Genomic DNA, 20583 nt, shown 5'->3' with positions numbered 1-20583 from the left:
GGGGTGCATTTCGTTGCAGCACAAGGATTCCCGGGGTGAGCTGGAAGAGATCCCACCCGCTGACCGCAGGAGGTTCCCGTCGTGTCCCGCACCTCACGAGTGGCCCAGCTCACCGTCGCCGCACTCGCCGCGCTCGCCGCGCTCGCCCTGCCAGTGGTGATGACCCCCACGGCGTCGGCGGACATCGGGCACTGCCTGAAGTACCTGGAGCGCATCGGGATCGACACCGAACGCAGCCACGACAACGCGTGCGCGCACGGCGAGCTCGGGTTCCACTCCGACTACCACTTCGAACGCTGCGTGGACGAACTGCTGGACTCCGGCGTCAAGGCCTACGACGCCAGGAGAGCCTGCGAGCGTGCGACATGGTGACCGAGGGCGTCCGCGCGGGCGCCGAACGCAGCAGCCCGATGACCGCTGCCCCGGCTCCGAAGTGGGTCCGGCCGTGGCCCCGAGACCCCTTACCCCGGCGGTGAGGCAGCACACGACTCCACGGCCGCCCCGCGCTGAGCGCGGACGAGCGGTCCCCGCGGCGGCGGGCGGCCAGGCCACCCATCGGGTGGTGCCGCCCGCCGCTTTCGTGCTTCACATGGCGGCGGGCGTGTACGGCGGGTAGGGGCGGGCCGCCTCGGCGAGGGCGTCGGCCACCAAGTCCACTTCGGACAGTGGGAGCACAGCGGTGGTGATGCGCAGGTGACTCGTCCCCGTGGAGCGGACCAGGAAGGGCGCTCCCGGCGCGGCACCGATGCCCTGGGCCGCGAGCACGACCAGCGCCTCTCGCTCGCGCTCCACCTCGACCCAGAGGTTGATGCCGTCAGCACCGATCGAGTTCACCCCGCGAGCCGACAGGGCCGCGCGCAACGCCTCCCGCCGCTCCGCGTAGACCGACCGCGCTCGTGCCACCGCGGCGATGCTGCCCGGGTCGGTGAGCATGCCGACGAGGATCTCCTGGAGCAGCCTGCTGGACCACGCCGCGCCCAGGTGCCGCCGCGCGACGAGCGGGCCGACCAGTGCCGAAGGCCCACCGAGAGCCGCCAACCGCAGGTCAGGACCGTGGGACTTGGAAAAGCTCTGGATGCGCACCACGCGCTCCGGCAGCGCCGTGGCGAGGCTGACCGGCTCCGCCACCGCGACATCGCCGACGTGGTCGTCCTCGATCACCACCACGTCGGGCGCTTCCGCGAGCAGTGCGGCGAGCTCGGCCACCCGGCGCGCGGAGGTGCTGGTGCCGGTGGGGTTCTGCGCGCGGGGCTGCATCAGGAGCGCGGTGGGCTCCTCGGCGAGCGCGGCGCGCAACGCGTCCGGGCACATCCCCTCGGCGTCCATCGGCACGGGCAGCGGGGTGGCGCCGACGGCGTCGAGCAGGTCCAGGAACGGCGGGAAGGTCGGGTTCTCCACGATCACCCGGTCGCCGAGCGCGACGAGCTGGCTGAGCGCCCGGTCGATGCCGTCCAGCGAACCGTTGACGATGGTCAGCTCCTGCGGGTCGCAGACACCCCGCCACGACTCCCGCACCAGCCGCTCCAGCTCCGGCAGCACCGGGGTGTCCAGGTAGCCGGACAGCGGCGGCTGGCCGTCGACGCGCGCCAGCGCCGGGCCGAGCGGGGGCAGCAGATCGGGGTCCGGGACGCCCGCGGAGAGGTCCCTGGTGAAGCGGCCGGTGGCAGCGGCGAGCCGCCAGAAGCGGCCGGGCTCGGCGCGGCGCTGCCGTCCGGTCACGAAGCTGCCGTTGCGCCCCCTGGTCTCAATGGCTCCGACCCGGGTCAGTGACCGCCACGACTCGCTGACCGTGGTCGGGCTGACGCCGATCGCACGGGCCAGCGCGCGCACGGTGGGCAGCTTGCTGCCGATCACCAGCTCACCGGCCCTGATCAGCCGGTTCACCGAGGCCGCGATGCCCTCGGCCGAGGTGTCCTCGATCCGGTCGGCGAGCCAGCTGAGATCAACGTCCATGGTCATCCCGTCAGAGCTCCACCGGCAGCTGGGTGAAAGTTTGTCCGGTAACAAACTACGTATTGCACCAGTGTGTTCCGGTTCATAGGTTCTACACCCTCTACCGCCCATCGCACAGGGAGCTCTGGCATGGCCAACGTGGTACGCGCGGCGCTCGTCCAGACCAAGTGGACCGGCGACACGGACTCGATGATCGAGCTGCACGAGAAGTACGCCCGTGACGCCGCCGCGCAGGGCGCGAAGATCATGGGCTTCCAGGAGGTGTTCAACGCCCCCTACTTCTGCCAGGTGCAGGAGCCGGAGCACTACAAGTGGGCCGAGCCGGTGCCGGACGGCCCCACGGTGCGGCGGATGCAGGCGCTGGCCAAGGAGACCGGCATGGTGCTGGTCGTGCCGGTCTACGAGGTCGAGCAGTCCGGCTTCTACTACAACACCGCCGCGGTGATCGACGCCGACGGCTCCTACCTCGGCAAGTACCGCAAGCACCACATCCCGCAGGTCAAGGGCTTCTGGGAGAAGTACTACTTCAAGCCGGGCAACCTGGGCTGGCCGGTGTTCGACACCGCGGTCGGCAAGGTCGGCGTCTACATCTGCTACGACCGGCACTTCCCGGAGGGCTGGCGCGCGCTGGGCCTGGCGGGCGCGCAGATCGTCTACAACCCCTCCGCCACCCACCGCGGGCTCTCCTCCTACCTGTGGAAGCTGGAGCAGCCCGCCGCCGCCGTCGCCAACGAGTACTTCGTGGCCGCGATCAACCGGGTCGGTGTCGAGGAGTACGGCGACAACGACTTCTACGGGACCAGCTACTTCGTCGACCCGCGCGGCCAGTTCGTCGGCGAGCCCGCCAGCGCCCACGACGAGGAGCTGGTCGTGCGCGACCTCGACCTCGACCTGATCGACGAAGTGCGTCAGCAATGGGCGTTCTACCGCGACCGCCGCCCGGACGCCTACGGCCCGCTGACGGAGGCGTGATCGACATGGGAGCGCACGCCGACCTCTACGCCCGCCACCAGGCGGTCATGCCGAGCTGGATCGCCACCTACTACGACCCGCCCATCGAGCTCGACCGCGGCGAGGGCCGCCACGTCTGGGACGCAGAGGGCAATCGCTACCTCGACTTCTTCGGCGGCATCCTGACCACGATGACGGCGCACGCGCTGCCCGAGGTCACCAAGGCCATCACCGAGCAGGCCGGGAAGATCCTGCACACCTCGACGGTCTACCTGAGCCGCCAGATGGTCGAGCTGGCCGAGCAGATCGCGTCGGTGTCCGGTATCCCGGACGCGCGCGTCTTCTTCACCACCAGCGGCACGGAGGCCAACGACGCCGCGCTGCTGCTGGCCACCAGCTACCGCCGGTCCAACCAGGTGCTGGCGATGCGCAACAGCTACCACGGCCGGTCGTTCTCGGCGGTGTCGATCACCGGGAACTCGGCGTGGTCGGCGACCAGCCTCTCGCCGTTCCAGACCTTCTACGTGCACGGCGCGAACAGCTTCCGCAGCCCGTTCAAGGACCTGCCGAAGGACGACTACATCGCCGCGTGCGTCGCCGACCTGCGCGAGGTGCTGGACCAGACCGCGAAGAACGTCGCCTGCCTGATCGCCGAGCCGATCCAGGGCGTCGGCGGGTTCAGCGTGCCGCCGGACGGTCTCTACGGCGCCTTCAAGGAGGTGCTGGACGAGCACGGCATCCTGTGGATCAGCGACGAGGTGCAGACCGGCTGGGGCCGCACCGGCGAGAACTTCTGGGGCTGGCAGGCGCACGCGCCCGAGGGCGTCACGCCGGACATCGTGACCTTCGCCAAGGGCATCGGCAACGGCGCCTCCATCGGCGGCGTGATCGCCCGCGCCGAGGTGATGAACTGTCTCCAGGCCAACTCGTTGTCCACCTTCGGCGGCAGCCCGATCACCATGGCGGCGGGCCTGGCGAACCTGAAGTACCTGCTGGACAACGACCTCCCGGCGAACTCGCGCGAGGTCGGCGGCTGGCTGATCGAGCAGCTGCGCGCCGTCGGGGCCGAGCTGCCCGTTGTCGCCGACGTGCGCGGCAAGGGCCTGATGATCGGCGTCGAGCTGGTCAAACCCGGCACGCTCGACCCCGCTCCGGGGGCCGCCAACGCTGCGCTCAACGCGGCACGCGAAGGTGGTCTGCTGATCGGCAAGGGTGGCTTGAGCGGCAACGTGTTGCGCCTCGCACCGCCCTTGTCGCTGACCCGCGCGGAGGCCGAGGAAGGCTTGCGGATCTTGAAGCACGCTTTGACCGTGGCCAATGACGCCGAAGACCCGCTCGCGGGGTCGAGCACCAACACCGCGGGGGCGTCCTCATGAAGATCGTCATCCAGAACGGCTTGGTGATCAACTCGTCCGACGAGCTGCACGCGGACGTGCTCATCGATGCCGACAAGGTCGTCGCGCTCGCGGTCACCGGCTCCGAGCTGGCGTCCTCGTGGACGGCCAACGCGGACAAGGTGATCGACGCGACCGGCAAGTACGTGCTGCCGGGTGGCGTCGACGCGCACACGCACATGGAGATGCCGTTCGGCGGCACCGTCGCCGCGGACACCTTCGAGACCGGCACGCGCGCGGCGGCGTGGGGCGGCACCACGACGATCGTGGACTTCGCCATCCAGCAGAAGGGTTCCTCGCTGCGCGAGGGCCTGGACGCGTGGCACGCCAAGGCCGAGGGCGAGTGCGCCATCGACTACGCGTTCCACATGATCGTCAGCGACGTGAACGAGGCGTCGCTGAAGGAGATGGACGTGCTCGTCGGCGAGGGCGTGACCAGCTTCAAGCTGTTCATGGCCTACCCGGGCGTGCTCTACAGCGACGACGGCCAGATCCTCCGCGCGATGCAGCGCGCCGGGGACAACGGCGGCCTGATCATGATGCACGCCGAGAACGGCATCGCGATCGACGTCCTCGCCGCACAGGCACTGGAGCGCGGGCAGACCGACCCGAAGTACCACGGTGTCGTGCGCCGCGAGCTGCTGGAGTCCGAGGCGACGCACCGCGCGATCCAGCTCGCCCGCGTCGCCGGGTCGCCGCTGTACATCGTGCACCTGTCGGCGTCGCAGGCGCTGGACGAGGTCGCGACCGCGCGGGACATGGGGCTCAACGTCTTCGCCGAGACGTGTCCGCAGTACCTCTACCTGTCCACCGATGACTTGGCGAAGCCGGGCTTCGAGGGCTCGAAGTACGTGTGCTCGACCCCGCTGCGCCCGGTGGAGCACCAGGCCCAGCTGTGGAAGGGCCTGCGCACCAACGACCTGTCCGTGGTGTCGACCGACCACTGCCCGTTCTGCTTCAAGGACCAGAAGGAACTGGGCATCGGGGACTTCACCAAGATCCCCAACGGTCTGCCGGGCGTGGAGTCCCGGATGGACCTGCTGCACCAGGGCGTCGTCGACGGCCACATCAGCCGCCGCCGGTGGATCGAGATCGCCTGCGCCACCCCGGCGCGGATGTTCGGCCTGTACGGGCGCAAGGGCGTGCTCCAGCCGGGCGCGGACGCCGACGTGGTGATCTACGACCCGAAGGCGGAGCAGGTCATGTCCGCCGAGACGCACCACATGAACGTCGACTACTCCTGCTACGAGGGCAAGCGGATCACCGGCAAGGTCGAGACCGTGCTGTCCAGGGGCCGGGTGCTGATCGAGGACAACGCCTACCACGGCCGCAAGGGCGACGGCGCGTACGTGCCGCGCGAGACCTGCCAGTACCTGACCTAGGAGCTCGTTGGTGAAGACGATCAACCACTGGATCGGTGGCAAGCCCAGCGAGGGCACCTCGGGGCGCTTCGGTCCGGTGACCAACCCGGCGACCGGTGAGCAGACCGGGCAGGTCGCGCTCGCCTCGGTGTCCGATGTGGACACCGCGGTGGCCACGGCGAAGGAGGCGTTCGCCTCGTGGCGCAACGCCTCGCTGGCGAAGCGCTCGCAGATCCTGTTCGCCTACCGGGAGCTGTTGCACGCCAACCGCGACGAGATCGCGACGCTGCTGACCTCCGAGCACGGCAAGGTGCACTCCGACGCGCTCGGCGAACTCGCGCGCGGCCTGGAGGTCGTGGAGTTCGCCTGCGGCATCCCGCACCTGGTGAAGGGCGGGTACTCCGAGGCCGCCTCCAGCGCGGTGGACGTGTACTCGCTGCGCCAGCCGCTCGGCGTGGTCGCGGGCATCACGCCGTTCAACTTCCCGGCGATGGTTCCGCTGTGGATGTTCCCGATCGCCATCGCCTGCGGCAACACCTTCGTGCTCAAGCCGAGCGAGAAGGACCCGTCGGCGGCGCTGCGCGTCGCGGAGCTGTTCGGTGAGGCCGGGCTGCCCGCGGGCGTGCTGAACGTGGTTCACGGCGACGCCACCGCGGTGAACGCGCTGCTGGACCACTCCGACGTGAAGGCCGTGTCGTTCGTCGGCTCCACACCGATCGCGCAGCACGTGTACTCGCGTGGAACCGCCGCGGGCAAACGGGTTCAGGCCCTCGGTGGCGCGAAGAACCACATGATCGTGCTGCCGGACGCGGACATGGACCTCGCCGCGGACGCGGCCGTCTCGGCGGCCTACGGCTCGGCCGGTGAGCGCTGCATGGCCGTCTCCGTGCTGGTCGCGGTGGGAGCTGCGGGCGACGAGCTGGTCCCGAGGATCACCGAGCGGATCGCGAACCTGCGCATCGGCCCCGGTGACGACCCGAAGTCCGAGATGGGTCCGCTGATCACCCGCGAGCACCGCGACAAGGTGGCGTCCTATGTGGACGCTGGAGCGGCTGCCGGAGCCACGGTCGTCGTCGACGGGCGCGAGCTCTCCGTTGACGGGGACGGGTTCTTCCTCGGCGTGAGCCTGATCGACAACGTCACCCCGGAGATGAGCGTCTACACCGACGAGATCTTCGGGCCGGTGCTGTCGGTGGTCCGGGTGGACAGCTACGACGAGGCCGTCGGGCTGATCAACTCCAACCAGTGGGGCAACGGCGCGGCGATCTTCACCAGGGACGGCGGCGCGGCGCGGAAGTTCCAGAACGAGGTGGAGGCGGGCATGGTCGGCGTGAACGTGCCGATCCCGGTGCCGGTCTCCTACTACTCCTTCGGCGGGTGGAAGGCCTCGCTGTTCGGCGACAGCCACGCGTACGGGCCCGAGGGCGTGCACTTCTACACCCGCGGCAAGGTCGTCACCTCGCGCTGGCCCAACCCGGCCGACCGTGGTATTGATCTCGGCTTCCCGCAGAACCGCTAGGAGGACGTCGTGGACTTCGGCATGGTGTTGCAGACCGATCCCCCCGCGTCCGGGGTGATCGAGCTGATGAAGCGGTCCGAGGACGCCGGGTTCGGCTACGGCTGGACCTTCGACTCCTGCATCCTGTGGCAGGAACCGTTCGTGATCTACAGCCAGATCCTGGCGCAGACCTCCTCGATGATCGTCGGGCCGATGGTGACCAACCCTGGCACCAGGGACTGGTCGGTGACGGCCTCGCTGTTCGCCACGCTCAACGACATGTACGGCAACCGCACGGTCTGCGGCATCGGCCGCGGCGACTCCGCGATGCGCGTGGTCGGCAACAAGCCGAACACCCTGGCCCGCCTCGGCGAGGCCATGCACGTGATCAAGGAGCTGGCCGAGGGCCGCTCGGTCCGGATCAACGACAAGGACGTGCGGATCCCCTGGGTGCGCGACGGCTCGCTGCCCGTGTGGATGGCGGCGTACGGGCCGAAGGCGTTGGAGCTGACCGGGAAGCAGGCCGACGGCTTCATCCTCCAGCTCGCCGATCCCTACCTCACCGAGTGGATGGTCAAGGCCGTGCGCTCGGCGGCCGCCGAGGCCGGTCGCGATCCGTCGTCGGTGAAGATCTGCGTCGCCGCGCCCGCCTACGTCAGCGAGGACCTCGACCACGCGCGGTCGCAGTGCCGGTGGTTCGGCGGCATGGTCGGCAACCACGTCGCCGACCTGGTGGCGCGCTACGGCGAGCACTCCGACATGGTCCCGGAGGCGCTGACCGCGTACATCAAGGAGCGGCAGGGCTACGACTACAGCCACCACGGCAAGGCGGGCAACCCGAGCACCGACTTCGTGCCCGACGAGATCGTGGACCGCTTCTGCCTCATCGGCCCGCCCGAGAAGCACGTCGAGAAGCTGGAACACCTCAGGTCCCTGGGCGTGGACCAGTTCGCCGTCTACAACATGCACGACGCCAAGGAGGCCACCGTCGCCGCCTACGGCAGCAAGATCATCCCCGCCCTCTCCTGACCCACGCTGAACGGGTCGTTCGGGTACTCGATCTCCCGAACGACCCGTTCGGTGCGTCAGCGCGGGAGCGCAGAGTGGAACAATGGTGTACCGTTTTGGATTGTGGGGGTTCCTGAGGGAAGGCGTGGGCGCGGGGCGGTGTGGTGCCTGCTGGGCGCCACCGGGCTGTCGGTGATGGGCAACGCGGTCGTGGCGATGGCGTTGCCGTGGCTGATCCTGCAGCGCACGGGCAGCGCGACGGCGGCGGGGCTGGTGGGTGCCGCGGCGGTGCTGCCGGGCGTGCTGTCGGCGATGTTCGGCAGCGCGTTGATCGACCGCGCCGGGCGGAAGCTGGTCAGCAACGGCGCCGACGTGCTCAGCGCGCTCGCGGTGGCGGCCGTGCCGATCGTGGACGCCCTGTTCGGCATCAACGCGGCGGTCATGGCGTTGCTGGTGGCGATCGGCGCGACCTTCGACGGCCCGGGAATGGCGGCACGGGAGTCGCTGCGCCCGGACGTGGCCAAGCACTCAGGCGTCCCGCTGGTGAAGCTCAACGCGTGGGGCGAGACGGTGGACAGCCTCGGCGCGTTCGGCGGCCCCGCGCTCGCCGGACTGCTGATCGGCTTCATCGGACCGGCCGACACGCTGTGGGTGACGGTCGGCATGTTCCTGATGGCCGTCGTCCTGGTGTGGTTCGGCGTACCGAGGGTGCCACCGCGCCCCCAGGCCCGCGAGGAGTCCTACCTCCGCTCGGTGCGCACCGGGCTGGTGTTCGTGCTGCGCGATCCCGTGCTGCGCTCGGTCACCATGATGTCGGTGATCGCGATGATCTTCCTGAGCCCGATCGACCCGGTGTTCTTCCCGGCCTACCTGCAGGGCGAGGCGGTCCCGCCCGCGCTCGCCGGGCTCGTGCTGGCGGCGTTCCCGGTCGGCACGGTGATCGGGGCGATGGGCTACGGCGTGGTCGCGGAGCGGCTGAACATGCGGCTCACCCTGGGCGTCGGGCTGCTGCTGGCCGGCGTGGGCCTCTCGCTGTACGTGTTCACGCCGCCGGTCTACGGCATGATCGCGCTCGCCGTCGCGATCGGGATCGTGGCAGGCCCGCTGAACCCGATCGTCGCGACGGCGCACCAGCAGCGCACGCCCGACCACCTGCGCGGCCGGGTGATCGGCACGGTGGTCGCGCTGAGCAGCGCGCTCACCCCGGTCGGTCTGCTCGCCGCCGGGCCGGTGATCGACGGGTTCGGCGCTCCGTTCGGCTTCGTGGTGATCGGTGCCGGATGTGCCCTCACCGCGCTCTACTGCTTCTGCAGCAAGGGCATCCGGACGATCGACACCCCTCAGCCGAGTCCCGGCTTGCCGTCTGCGACCGTGTAGGTCTTCGCCACGCTCCTGGTGACCTTGGCCGGATCGGGCTCCAGCGCGGTGGAGATGGTGAAGTACTTGGCCGTCAGGTTCTCCGGTGTGGCGGTGATGTGCGCGTAGCCGCGCCGTTGGCTGACGAAACGCAGGTGGGGATTGGCTTTCAGGTACGCCGCGCTCGGCACTCCGTCGTTGGGCGAGGTGATCGAGCCGACGACGAACTCCGTGCCGACAACGGGGGCGTTGGCGGCGAAGTAATCCTGCTTGATGTTCGCCGCCCAATGCCGGTGCACGTCACCGGTCAGCACGACCGGGTTGCGCACTTGGCGGTCCAGCCAGCCCTGGACGATCCGGTCTCGGGAATGCGGGTAGCCGTCCCAGGCGTCGCTGCTGACGTCACAGGTCGCGGGTTTGCCGTCGTTGTCGCGTTGCGCGAAGAACACCTGCTGCCCAAGGAAATCCCATCGAGCAGCGCGCTCGGCGAGCCCGTCGAGCAACCACTTCTCCTGCGCGTCCCCGGTGAGGGTGCGGCGCGGATCGCGGATCACCGCGCAGTCCTTGTCCGGAGCCTGCTTCCACCGGTACTGGCGCGTGTCGAGCATGTGGAACCGCGCCAACCCGCCCCAGGAAACCCTGCGGTACAAGGGAATCGCAGTCCCATTGGGACGCTGCGCGGCACGCAGGGGCATGTTCTCGTAGAACGCCTGCAGCGCGGCGGTCTTGCGCGCCTTGAAGTCACCGGTCGGACTGTTGTCGCCGCGGTCGCCGGCCGCCCAGTTGTTCTCCACCTCGTGGTCATCGAACACCACGAGCCACGGAGCGGTGGCGTGCGCGGCCTGGAGGTTGGGGTCCATCCGGTGCTGGGCGTAGCGCAGGCGGTACTCGGCGAGCGTCGTGACTTCCTTGCGCGGCAAGTACTTCCGGCTCGGATTGGGCACCGGGCCCGCGCTCGTGCGCCACGGCGCCTCGTAGATGTAGTCACCGAGGAAGAGCACGAGGTCGGGCTTGTCCTGCGCCATGTACCGGTAGGCGTGGAAGAAGCCGTGTTCGTAGTGCGCGCACGAGCCGAACGCGAAGGTCAGCTTCGCCGTCAACCCGGACGGAGCGGTTCCGGCAGTCCCACGCGGGGACTCGTGACCGTCGGCGAGGAAGCGGTAGAAGTACTTCGCGCCCGCCTTCAGCCCACCGACCTCTACGTGCACGGTGTGCGCTTCGGCGAGACGGGCGAGCACGGTGCCAGATGCGGCCAGGGGCGCGAAGGACTCGTTGTCCGAGACCTCCCAACGGACTTCGATGTCGCGGTTGGGCATGCCGCCGAGCCCGTCGCCGTTGAGCGGCGCGACCGCGAGCCGCGTCCACAGCACGAACCCGTCGGTGCTCGGCTCTCCGGAAGCGACGCCGAGGGTGAACGGCGAGGCGGCCATGCGCCGCGCGGGCGTGGCGCCGGTCGCGGCCACGAGGCCGCCGATGAGGAAGATGCGCCGGTTCAACTGGACCATGTCAGCACGCCGTCCACTTGTGCGAGCTGGCCAGGTTGTCCAGCTGCCGCAGGTGCGACACCGCCGACCGCGGGCCGATCGTGATCATCGGCTTGGCGTGGTTGATGTCCTGGTACAGCGTCACGCAGCGGGCCGGGTCGTTGTTGACCACCGAGGTGGCCCGGTTGTCCAGCGCGTACGTCGTCCCGTGGAAGACGTCGCCGTTGGTGTAGTTCGCGTCGTCGGCGACGAAGTCCAGCAGTCCGCCGGTGTAGCCGGCCAGGCGGTACAAGCACAGCTCACCGGACTCGCACTTGCCGTTCTTGCTCGCTGCCGACGCCGTCCCGGCGGTCGTCAGCGCCAGTAGCACGGCGCCCGCGAGCACCGCCGTGATTCGCCTGACCATGCGTCCCCCAGTCAGTCTCTGACCTACAACGCGAAGACTTTGTCAGGACCTGTCGGGAAGGCGTACCGCCGAATGCCGAAAACCCCGGCACTGGGCCGGGGTCTCGGGAACGAGCGGAATCAGACGAAGATGCCGCGCTGGGCCAGCCACGCCTTCGGGTCGACGTCGCGGCCGCCAGGCAGCTTCACCTCGAAGTGCAGGTGCGGGCCGGTGGACTGGCCGCGGTTGCCGATGGTGGCGATCTGCTCGCCCGCGGCCACCTTCGCGCCCAGGCGCGTGGTGATGGTGTTCATGTGGCCGTAGGTGGTGATCGTGCCGTCCTCGTGCTGGACGCGGACCCACAGGCCGAAGCCGCTGGCCGGACCGGCGTCGATGACCACGCCGGCCGCGGCGGCCCGGATCGGGGTGCCGATGGCGTTGGCGATGTCGATACCGCGGTGGCTGCCGCCCCAGCGGGCGCCGAAGCCGGAGGTCAGTCTGCCCTCAGCGGGCTTGGCGAAGGCGCCGCGCACGGCGTTCTTCTTCTCCTCGGCGGCCTTGCGGGCGTCCTCCGCGGCCTTCACGGCCTTCTTGGCGGCATCCTCGGCCGCGGCGCGCGCCTGGTTCTCGGCGGCGGTGCGCTCGTCCTGGGCCCGCACGCCCAGGCTCAGCTTGGTCAGCTCCGCCGAGGGGTCCTCCTGCGCGACGCTGCGCAGCATCTCCACCGACTTCGGCGGGGCGGCGTAGCGGGCCTTGAAGAGGTTGGCCTCGGCCGAGGCCGAGTCGGAACCGCTGGCGGACGCTCCCTGGTATCCGATGACGATCAGGGCGCCTGCCGCGACCGCTGCGACCGCCGCCTTACCGGCGGGAGCGGACTTGGTGCTGCTGGACGGGCGACGAACCCGCTTGGGGCCGGCGATCTTGCCGGCGCGTCGTAAAGCTTCTTCCAGAGCCGGGGAGGTTGCCCCACCCGGGGAACGATGTCGAGCCACTACCAGCCCTTCCACTCACGTCGGGGAGTCCGAACCGGACGCCCGGCGGGGGATCCGGGGTGGCTCCGGCTGGGCGGCCGGGTGCCGTGTCCTTGGTGTGCGTTCGGACCGTGATGTGCAGCGGCGAAGCTAACGGGGGGTTACCAGTAGGGGCAACCCTCATCCGCCTAGAGGGTGACCTATCCCACAAACAACTACCGTTAGTTAACGCAACCTTGAGGGAACGCGCGCCTGAGCGGCTTAAACGCGTCCGACCTGCGGCGCACGGGGGACGGTGACCCGGAACCGGCAACCCGATCCACAGTTGGACACGGTGACGGAACCGCCAAGCGCAGTAACAAGTCCCTGGGCGATGGGCAGTCCGAGCCCGGCTCCCGACTCCCCCGGAGTCCGCGCGGAGCCACCCCGGAAGGCGACCTCGAACACCCGCTCAAGATCGTCATCGGGAATACCGCCGCACTCGTCGTCGACCGTCACCCACGCGTCGTCGCCGGTCACGCCCGCACGGACCGTGACCGTCCCATGCCGGAGCGCGTTGTCCACCAGGTTCCGCAACGCCCGACCGAGCTCGCGCTCCCCGCCGAGCACCACCGGCCACTCCGTCACCTCCACGCGCACGGAGGGCGAACCGACCACGTCCTCTATGACGTCGCGCAGCGGCACGGGCTCGCGTCGAGGCCGCACTTCGCCCGCGTTGATCCGTGACAGCTCGAAAAGATCGTCGACCATTCCGGACAGCCGGTCGGTCTCGCCGCGCACGCGGAGGACGTAGTCGCGCACCTCCGCCGGATCGGACACGACTCCGTCCGCGAGCGCCTCCGTCATCACCCTGATGCCCGCGAGCGGCGTGCGCAGGTCGTGGCTGATCCACGAGACGAGTTCGCGGCGAGCGCGTTCGGCCTCGCGCTCCCACACGCTGTGCCTGCTGATCGAGCGGCCGAGGAGCAGCGCGACCGGCACGGTGATCAGCGTGACCAGCCCGCACACCACGAGCGCGGCCTGCGTCTGCTGGGTGTACATGAAGCCGCAGATGCCGATGATCCCGGCCAGCGTGGCGGCGAGCGGGACCAGGACGAGCACCCCCATGGACACGGTCAGCGAGCCGCGCCGCATGCGGTGCAGTAATACAGTGCCGAGCGCCGCGACCGGCCCCGCGCAGGCGAGCCCGATCAGCGCCATCTTCGGCAGGTCGGCGAGCACCGGACTCACCCCGATGGGTCGTAGCGGTAACCGACGCCCCACACGGTCGCGATCCGCACGGGGTTCGCCGGATCGGCCTCGACCTTCTCGCGCAGCCGCCGCACGTGCACCGTCACCGTGGACTGGTCGCCGAACTCCCAGCCCCACACCTCCGCCAGCAGATCGGCACGGCTGTACGCGCGGCCGGGGTGCTCCATGAGGAAGGCGAGCAGATCGAACTCTCGGCCGGTCAGGGTCAGCTCGCGGCCGTCGCGCTCGACCCGGCGCGCGGTCAGGTCGAGCCGGAGCGAGCCGTCGCTGAGGCCGGCAGCCGTGACCGGACGCGGACCGACCCGGCGCAGCACGGAGGAGACCCGCAGCGCGAGCTCACGGGCGCTGAACGGCTTGCTGACGTAGTCGTCGGCGCCGAGGGACAGACCGAGGACCCGGTCCTCCTCATCACCGCGCGCGGTGAGCATGATGACCGGGACGGCGCTGTGCTCGCGCAGGCGGCGGCAGACCTCCAGGCCGTCGAGGCCGGGCAGCATGAGGTCGAGCACGACGAGGTCCGGCTCGTGCGCGGCGGCCATGCGCAGCGCCTGCTCCCCGTCGCCGGCCAACTCCACGCGGTGCCCGGCGAGTTCGAGGTAGCGACGCACCACGTCGCGCACGGTGAGGTCGTCGTCGACGACGAGCACCCGGCCGGTGACCTCGGCCTTCGGCAGTTCCTCCATCGACGTGGTGTAACAGATCAACGCCGCTCCCTGGAAGTCAGGACACCTGTCTGGCTTCCAGGGAACGGCATGCAGGGGATCTGTGGTCTTACGAAGCGCTTACGGCGTTCAGCGCGGCCACGCGCAGTGGACGTGCCCGCTGTGCCCGGCGTCGCCCGGGCCGAGCACCTCGGTCGCCCCGTACGCCCGGCACTTGCTCATAAAGGCCCGGAAGTTGGGGTGGCTGGAGCTGACCGCGCGCCCGTTGATCTGGTCGACGTCGAAGGCCAGCCCCGCGTAGTGCCGCGAGTTGGTGCTGTGGTCGCCGCCGACGATCGTGGTCACCCGGAACTTGTAGCCGGCCGTCGTGCGCATCTTCAGCATGCCGCCGAGCATGCGTTCGGTGAGCGCCACCTTCTTGACCCCGACGTCGCTCCACGGGCTCGTGCTGGCCTTGCGGCCCGCCGCGGCGTCGGCGATGTTGGTGCGCGCCGTCGACGCCGGGTGGTGCCTGCCGCTGACGTGGGAGTTCAGCAGGGAGATGCCCGCGTTGTCCTTGATCTTCTTCGCGGTGGCGGCGCTGGCCAGCTCGGCGTCCGGGGCCGCCAGGGCGGTCCCGGACGCACCGAGCACGACGGCCACCGCGCAGACGGCGCCACTCAACACAAGTTTCGTTCGCGTCATGCCAGCAGGCTGGCAGCGGGTGGTTAAGGCTCGCTTTCGATCCGCCCAACGGCCGCCGCGGTGGCACCCCGCTGGTCCGAGTAGCCCACCAGCACCTTCGCGGGTGTTCCGCTCAGCTCCAGCCGCAGGCGCGGCGCACCCGGGCGCACGTCCTGAACCTGATCGCCCACAACGCGTCCGGCCGCGTCGACGGCGAACACGTGCACCTTGCCCGACCCCGTCGCCATCAACCGGACGTCCGCAGTGGACCCCTTGGCGGTCGCGCGAACCACGTGCACCGCGGACCGGGACTTCGCCGAGCCACCGAGCGGAACCCCGACGCGCACCGACTGCTCGATGGACTGCGGTGAGTCCACGGAGGACAGCGTGATCAAGGGCAGCACCGGTGGCGTCACGGGAGAACATTCGGAGGACGGCGAAAGCCTGTGCTGATGCTCGACCCCGCAAGCGGGTCTTCGGTCAAGCGTGGCGCGACCCCATCTGTACGGATCGCCCTGCACACCGCCCCAGGTCGACCAGCCGATGCGGGTCTGCCCGGTCTTGTTCTGCGTGTCGGAGTCGTAGACCAGCACGTTCAGGCCGAGGTTGGCCGGATCGACAGCCGCGGGCAATGCGGCCAACGGGATCGCGACCTCGACCGTGTAGCCCGTCTGCTCGGTCTTGCTGGCCACCTTCACACCCGGCGCGGCACCTTGGTGGTTGTCAGCGTCGCGCAGCGCGCACGCCGGACCTTCAGACGTCCTTGGCAGCACAGCGAGCTTGTAGGTGTCGGACGTGTTTTCCGACCGGCCGCGTGGGTCGAGGGTGATCTCCACGGAGTCGGTTCGCCAGTGGCGCTTGCAGTCCGACGTCGCCAGCGTGCTGCCCGGCTTGTCGTCGGTGACCTTGACCAGGGCGTAGAGCGTGTCCCCGTGCCAGTTCAGTCGCGCCGTCGCGGAGCAGTCCGCTTGGGACTCGCAGTCGTCGCCCTCCCACCGCGCGGACACGTCCAGCTCGGGACCGGAGTATTCGTCGGGGCCAGCCGCTCCGTCCACTGTGGGCTCTGCTGCGGCCTTCTCGATTGTGGTCGCGGGGACCAGTTCCAACGCCTGCTTCGTTGTGCTGACCGGGCCGTTCTGCGGGCGCGCGGTGAGGGAGTACGCGTAATCGCCGCCCTTCATGCCCGTTGGGAGCGCGGGATCGGTGTTGCGAACCGTGAAGCGCACGGTCTTCGTCGCCGCGGTGAAGGGCTTACTCGGCGCGTCAGCCGTAAATCCCTTGGGCAGAGCGATGTCCACGGTTCCCGACTGAGTGGTAGTGCCGTGATTGGTCACCTGAACGTCGATGTCGCGGGCTCCGCCGGAGGGCAGGGTCAACACCGGCGGCACCCTGTCGGCGAGGACCGGAGCACCCGCTTTCGCCGCCCATTCCTGGAACTCGGCGACCTGAGGCAACGCCTGCTGCGTGGCGCGGACAGGCTCCACCACTTCGATCACAGCTGTCCCGGAGCCACGACGGTCCGCACTGGACAATTCAACGGGGAGCCTGAACCTGCCGAGCTCTATGCCCGCGGTGACAGTGAACTCCGTCGTTGCCGGGCGGCCCACCACGACGGTGCCCAGCTCGCCGCGTCCGCTGACGGACCACCCCTGCGGCACCGACAGCGCGACCTTCGCGTCCGGCAGCACGCGGTCGGTGGTCACCGTGACGCGGACCTTCGCCGCGGCGCCCGCGACCAGCGAGAAGCGGTCCACCTCGACGGAAAGCCCGGTCCTCAGCGGCAGCGCACCCGGCAGCACCGCGCCTTCGAGCATGCTCGCGGTACCAGGGACGCGACTGGCCACCTCGGTGAAGTAGTCGCACCCGATCTTCGTCGGATCGGTCGGCACATCGGGGAAACCGGCCCAGCCCTGGCTGACGTACTCGCGCTGGGCCTTGCGCTCCACCTGCGCCCACGTGGTGCCGGTGCCCGGCGCGGGGACACCGCTCCACATGCCGTACTGACCAGCCGGTAGACCATCCACACAGGACGGACCGAGCTTGCGCTCCCCCGTCGTCCCGGTGATGAAGACCTTCGCGACCGACCACGGCCGCAGCCCTTCCTCGGTGATCTGCTTCGGGTACGCGGCCGGATCTGCCGCCGCGCGGTACGCCTCCACCGCGAGCCGCGCGGAGTACTGGTGGTTGCCGTGGTTCCCGGGCGTGGGCGCGGGGTCCATGGTCACCACGACCTCGGGCTTGGTCTGCCGGATCAGCCGCACCAGCCTGCCCAGGGTGTCTTCCTGGCCCCACGCCCGGCGCGTGAGCGGCGAGCTGACCGTGTAGTAGAAGTCCGGCTTGTCCAGGTTGAAGACCTCGGTGATGCCCACCGCGCCGACCGCGCGGCGCTCCTCGGCCTCCCGGATCCGGCCCAGCTCCGGTCCTTCCTCGGGGCCGACCGCGTTGCCGCCGCCCTCGCCCCTGGTGATCGTGACGACCCCGGTGCGCACCCCGTGCTCGGCCTTCCAGCGGCCGAACGTCGACAGCGCGCCGGACTCGTCATCGGGATGCGCACCGACGAAGAGCGCGCCAAGGTCGACAGGTCCTGGTTGTTCGGCGGTCACGGGCTCGTCCATCCCGAGCACGAACGCGGCAGCGGCGATTAACGGTAACAACGCAGTGATCCGCACGGCGAAACTCACCCCTTCACGGCACCGTCAAGCATTCCCCGGATGAAATGTCGTTGCAGGAACAGGTAGACAAGCACCACCGGCAGTGCGACGAGCACCGACGCGGCGGCCAACAGCGGCACACTGGTCACCGCGCGCCCGGAGAAGAACCGCAGCCCGAGCGGGGCGGTGCGCAGTGCTTCGTCGGTCACCATGACCAACGCGAGCAGGAACTCGTTCCAGGTCCACATGAAGACCATGACGACCAGCGTGACGAGCGCGGGGCGGCCCATCGGCAGCAGCACGCGCCACAGCGTCTGCCAGTGCCCCGCGCCGTCGAGCCGGGCCGCCTCCACCACCGACCGCGAGGTGGAGCTGAAGTAGGTGCGCATCCAGAACGCGCCGAACGCGACCGACTGCGCGACCTGGGGCGCGATCAGCGCGAGGTAGGAGTTGGTCAGCCCGAGGTCGCGAAGGTCGAAGTACAACGGCACGACGATCGCCTCGGCGGGCACCATGATTCCGAGCAGCATCACGTAGAACAGCACCTGGTGACCGCGGAAACGCATGGTGCCGAAGGCGTATCCGGCGAGCACGGACAGCACGACGGAGATGACCACGACGCTGCCGCTGACGATGGCACTGGTGCCGAGGTAGCTGCCGAAGTTGCCCTCGTGCCACGCCTTGACGAAGTTCTCCCAGTGGACTCCGCCCTGGCCGACGACCTCCGGCCGCAGCGCGGTGAACAGGATGGCCAGCACCGGGTAGAGCGCGTACGCGGTGAACACCGCCAGAACCGCGTACGTGCCGAAGCGCTCCAGTCGGGAAGCCCTCATCAGCGATCCCTCCCCGTGACCTTCGTGATGCCGAAGGTGATCAAGAACGCGAGTGCGGTGAGCGTGATCCCGATGGCCGCGGCCGATCCGACCTGTCCACTGTGGAACGCGCGGTGGTAGATCTCGTAGGACGGCACGGTCGTCGACCCGCCTGGACCGCCCTGCGGGGTCATCACGTACACCAGGTCGAAGGTGCGCAGTGCCGCGATCACGGTCAGCGTCAGGGCCACCCCGATCTCGGCGCGCAGCGCGGGCAGCACGACCGTCCGGAACTCCCTGACCACACCGCCGCCGTCGAGGCGGACGGCGTCGAACAGCTCCCCGGAGATCTTGCCGATGCCGCCGAGGAAGAGCACCACCGCGAGCCCGGTCTGCACCCAGGTGCCCACGAGCCCGACCGCGATCAGCGCGGTGCCCGAGTCGCCGAGCCACGCGGTGACCAGACCGTCGAGCCCGACGAACCGCAGCAGGTCGTTGAGCGCGCCGTCCGGGGCGAAGATCCGCTGCCACGCGATCGCGACGACGACCATCGCGACGACCTGCGGCAGGAACAAGGCCGTCCGGAAGAACGCCATGCCGCGAATCCTGGTGCGGGACAACGCAGTCGCGAGGACGAGACCGATGCTCACCGGCAGCACCGCGAAGAACACCAGCAGCACCGCGACGTGCCCGAACGCGGACAGGAACCCGACGTCGCGGGCCAGCGCCGCGTAGTTGTCCAGCCCGACGAACGTGCCGAGGGTCAGCCCGTCCCAGGAGAACAGCGAGATCCATCCGCTGTGCAGCAAGGGGAACAGCAGGAACAACCCGTAGACGAGCAGCGCCGGGAGGATGTAGAGGTAACCGACGCGCCTTGGCTCAGCGACCGCCACGGCCCTTGTCCAGGTCGTCCTGCAACACCGTCAGGAACTGGTCGACCGTGTGCCGCTTGGCCAGCAGCTGTTCGATCGCACCGGTCACCGTGTCGTAGGCGGTCACCGTCGCGTAGTCCAGGTACGGCACCAACTGCGTCGAACGCGATGCCGTCTGCCAGGCGGTGAACACGTCCTTGGTGAGCCCGGTCGCCGCCTGCTTGTCCGCTTCGGTCGCGGGCAGGTTCCCGTTGTCCGCCAACACCTTCATCGCGTCGGCGTTGGTGATGAAGTCGATGTAGGCCGCCGCGGCGTCCGGGTTCTTGCTGCGTGCGCTGACCGCGAACGGCAGACCCGTCCCGCCGGTGACCGTCTGGCCGGGAGGCAGCTGGAAACCGACCTTGTCACCCATGGCCGCCTGGATGTCCGCGGTCAGCCAGGTGCCGCTGACGTGGAACAGGCCCTCTCCCCTGGCGAACGCCGCCCACGAGTCGTCGGACTTGATGCCCGCGTAGCCCTGCGGGAAGTAGCCGTTGTCCGCCCAGGACAACAACAACCGCGCGGCCTGCTTGTTGGCCTCGGTGTTCCACGAGACTCCGTCGCGACCGGTCGCGAGCCGCGTCTCCTCCTCCGCCTTGCCGTAGCGGTGCATGGCGAGGCTGAACAGGTAGCTGCCGCTGCTCTTCTCCAGGTTGCCGAACTGGATCGGCAGCTCCCCCGCGCGCTTGGCCGCGGCGAGTGCGGCGTCGAAGTCCTCCCAGGTCTTCGGCGGCTGGATGCCGAGCTTGGTCAGCTTCTCCTTGTTGTAGAACAGGCCGACCAGCTCACCGGTCTGCGGAACGCCGTAGAGCTTGCCCTCGCCGAGCACCGCGCCGCTGTCCGGGTACTTCGCCAGCCGCAGCACGGACTCGGGCATCCGCTGGGTCCACTTGTGCGCCGTCGCGTACCCGTCGAGCGGTTGCAGCAGACCGGCTTTCACGAACGAGCCCATGTCCTGCTTGCCGTTGTTGACCTGTACGACATCGGGTGCCTCGGCTCCGGTCAGCCCGAGCTTCACCGTGCTGCGCAGGTCGTCGAAGGACCGGGCGACGCGCTTGATCGTGATGTTCGGGTACTTCCGCTGGAAGGCGTCGTTCAGCGCGGTGATCTGCTTCTCCTGGCCGCCGCGGACCTCCTGGTCCCAGACGGTCAGCGTCACCTTGCCCATGGTGGCCGGATCGGTGCGGACCTCCCCGGCCGGGCGGTCGGCCGGTCGATCGCCGACCGACCCCGACCCCGGGGCGCAGGCCCCCAATGTCACAGCAATCAGAG

General features: G+C 69.5%; 18 protein-coding genes. 7 read left to right on the top strand and 11 right to left on the bottom strand.

The features are described from left to right. The first annotated feature begins 81 nt into the window (after window positions 1–81). A complete protein-coding gene (locus tag BLT28_RS37275; protein ID WP_156050704.1) occupies window positions 82–372 on the top strand; it encodes a hypothetical protein in 291 nt (96 codons plus the stop codon). A 213-nt stretch (window positions 373–585) separates the two neighbouring features. On the opposite strand, the gene BLT28_RS37270 is transcribed toward BLT28_RS37275, so the two are convergent. Beyond that, window positions 586–1953, bottom strand: coding sequence for an aminotransferase class I/II-fold pyridoxal phosphate-dependent enzyme (locus BLT28_RS37270; protein ID WP_030428472.1), 1368 nt, complete (start codon window positions 1951–1953; stop codon window positions 586–588). A 129-nt stretch (window positions 1954–2082) separates the two neighbouring features. Between BLT28_RS37270 and BLT28_RS37265 the strand changes: the two genes are divergently transcribed. The 6 genes from BLT28_RS37265 (at window position 2083) to BLT28_RS37240 (ending at window position 9542) form a co-directional block, all read left to right on the top strand. Beyond that, complete coding sequence (locus tag BLT28_RS37265) at window positions 2083–2925, top strand: nitrilase-related carbon-nitrogen hydrolase (protein WP_030428473.1); 843 nt, start codon at window positions 2083–2085, stop codon at window positions 2923–2925. Window positions 2926–2930: 5 nt separating this feature from the next. Continuing rightward, the gene (locus BLT28_RS37260) at window positions 2931–4280 is read left to right on the top strand and encodes an aspartate aminotransferase family protein (RefSeq protein WP_052407133.1); all 1350 of its coding nucleotides are present in this window, start codon (window positions 2931–2933) and stop codon (window positions 4278–4280) included. Continuing rightward, the gene (gene hydA / locus BLT28_RS37255; RefSeq protein ID WP_030428475.1) at window positions 4277–5680 is read left to right on the top strand and encodes a dihydropyrimidinase; all 1404 of its coding nucleotides are present in this window, start codon (window positions 4277–4279) and stop codon (window positions 5678–5680) included. Before BLT28_RS37260 ends, hydA begins: the two co-directional genes overlap by 4 nt. Before the next feature lie 7 nt (window positions 5681–5687). After that, window positions 5688–7178 carry a CoA-acylating methylmalonate-semialdehyde dehydrogenase gene (locus BLT28_RS37250; RefSeq protein ID WP_269459619.1) on the top strand — a complete coding sequence of 497 codons (1491 nt, stop codon included), beginning with the start codon at window positions 5688–5690 and terminating at the stop codon, window positions 7176–7178. Between the two features lie 9 nt (window positions 7179–7187). After that, the gene (locus tag BLT28_RS37245; RefSeq protein WP_030428477.1) at window positions 7188–8186 is read left to right on the top strand and encodes a TIGR03842 family LLM class F420-dependent oxidoreductase; all 999 of its coding nucleotides are present in this window, start codon (window positions 7188–7190) and stop codon (window positions 8184–8186) included. Window positions 8187–8288: 102 nt separating this feature from the next. Next, complete coding sequence (locus BLT28_RS37240; protein ID WP_197683930.1) at window positions 8289–9542, top strand: MFS transporter; 1254 nt, start codon at window positions 8289–8291, stop codon at window positions 9540–9542. Here BLT28_RS37240 and BLT28_RS37235 read toward each other — a convergent pair. From BLT28_RS37235 to BLT28_RS37190, 10 genes are all read right to left on the bottom strand, one after another. Next, window positions 9506–11026 carry an alkaline phosphatase D family protein gene (locus BLT28_RS37235; protein ID WP_030428479.1) on the bottom strand — a complete coding sequence of 507 codons (1521 nt, stop codon included), beginning with the start codon at window positions 11024–11026 and terminating at the stop codon, window positions 9506–9508. The genes BLT28_RS37240 and BLT28_RS37235 overlap by 37 nt on opposite strands. A gap of 1 nt (window position 11027) precedes the next feature. Next, the gene (locus tag BLT28_RS37230) at window positions 11028–11411 is read right to left on the bottom strand and encodes a peptidase inhibitor family I36 protein (protein WP_043810851.1); all 384 of its coding nucleotides are present in this window, start codon (window positions 11409–11411) and stop codon (window positions 11028–11030) included. A gap of 119 nt (window positions 11412–11530) precedes the next feature. Further along, the gene (locus tag BLT28_RS37225) at window positions 11531–12382 is read right to left on the bottom strand and encodes a M23 family metallopeptidase (RefSeq protein ID WP_030428480.1); all 852 of its coding nucleotides are present in this window, start codon (window positions 12380–12382) and stop codon (window positions 11531–11533) included. A gap of 240 nt (window positions 12383–12622) precedes the next feature. After that, window positions 12623–13561, bottom strand: a complete 939-nt coding sequence (locus BLT28_RS37220; protein ID WP_052407134.1) for a sensor histidine kinase — start codon at window positions 13559–13561, stop codon at window positions 12623–12625. 26 nt (window positions 13562–13587) lie between these two features. After that, on the bottom strand, window positions 13588–14295 hold the full coding sequence (locus BLT28_RS37215) for a response regulator transcription factor (RefSeq protein ID WP_030428482.1): 708 nt from the start codon (window positions 14293–14295) through the stop codon (window positions 13588–13590). 108 nt (window positions 14296–14403) lie between these two features. Continuing rightward, window positions 14404–14958 carry a hypothetical protein gene (locus BLT28_RS37210; RefSeq protein WP_030428483.1) on the bottom strand — a complete coding sequence of 185 codons (555 nt, stop codon included), beginning with the start codon at window positions 14956–14958 and terminating at the stop codon, window positions 14404–14406. Window positions 14959–14981: 23 nt separating this feature from the next. After that, window positions 14982–17552, bottom strand: coding sequence for a sugar-binding protein (locus tag BLT28_RS37205; protein WP_052407135.1), 2571 nt, complete (start codon window positions 17550–17552; stop codon window positions 14982–14984). 62 nt (window positions 17553–17614) lie between these two features. Next, a complete protein-coding gene (locus BLT28_RS37200) occupies window positions 17615–18421 on the bottom strand; it encodes a carbohydrate ABC transporter permease (RefSeq protein ID WP_030428485.1) in 807 nt (268 codons plus the stop codon). Then, a complete protein-coding gene (locus BLT28_RS37195; protein ID WP_030428486.1) occupies window positions 18421–19293 on the bottom strand; it encodes a carbohydrate ABC transporter permease in 873 nt (290 codons plus the stop codon). Before BLT28_RS37195 ends, BLT28_RS37200 begins: the two co-directional genes overlap by 1 nt. Beyond that, window positions 19280–20572, bottom strand: a complete 1293-nt coding sequence (locus BLT28_RS37190; RefSeq protein ID WP_197683929.1) for an extracellular solute-binding protein — start codon at window positions 20570–20572, stop codon at window positions 19280–19282. Before BLT28_RS37190 ends, BLT28_RS37195 begins: the two co-directional genes overlap by 14 nt. Window positions 20573–20583 lie beyond the last annotated feature (11 nt).

It is taken from the genome of Allokutzneria albata (assembly GCF_900103775.1).
Lineage (GTDB): Bacteria > Actinomycetota > Actinomycetes > Mycobacteriales > Pseudonocardiaceae > Allokutzneria > Allokutzneria albata.
This window is presented reverse-complemented; position numbering and strand designations above follow the sequence as displayed.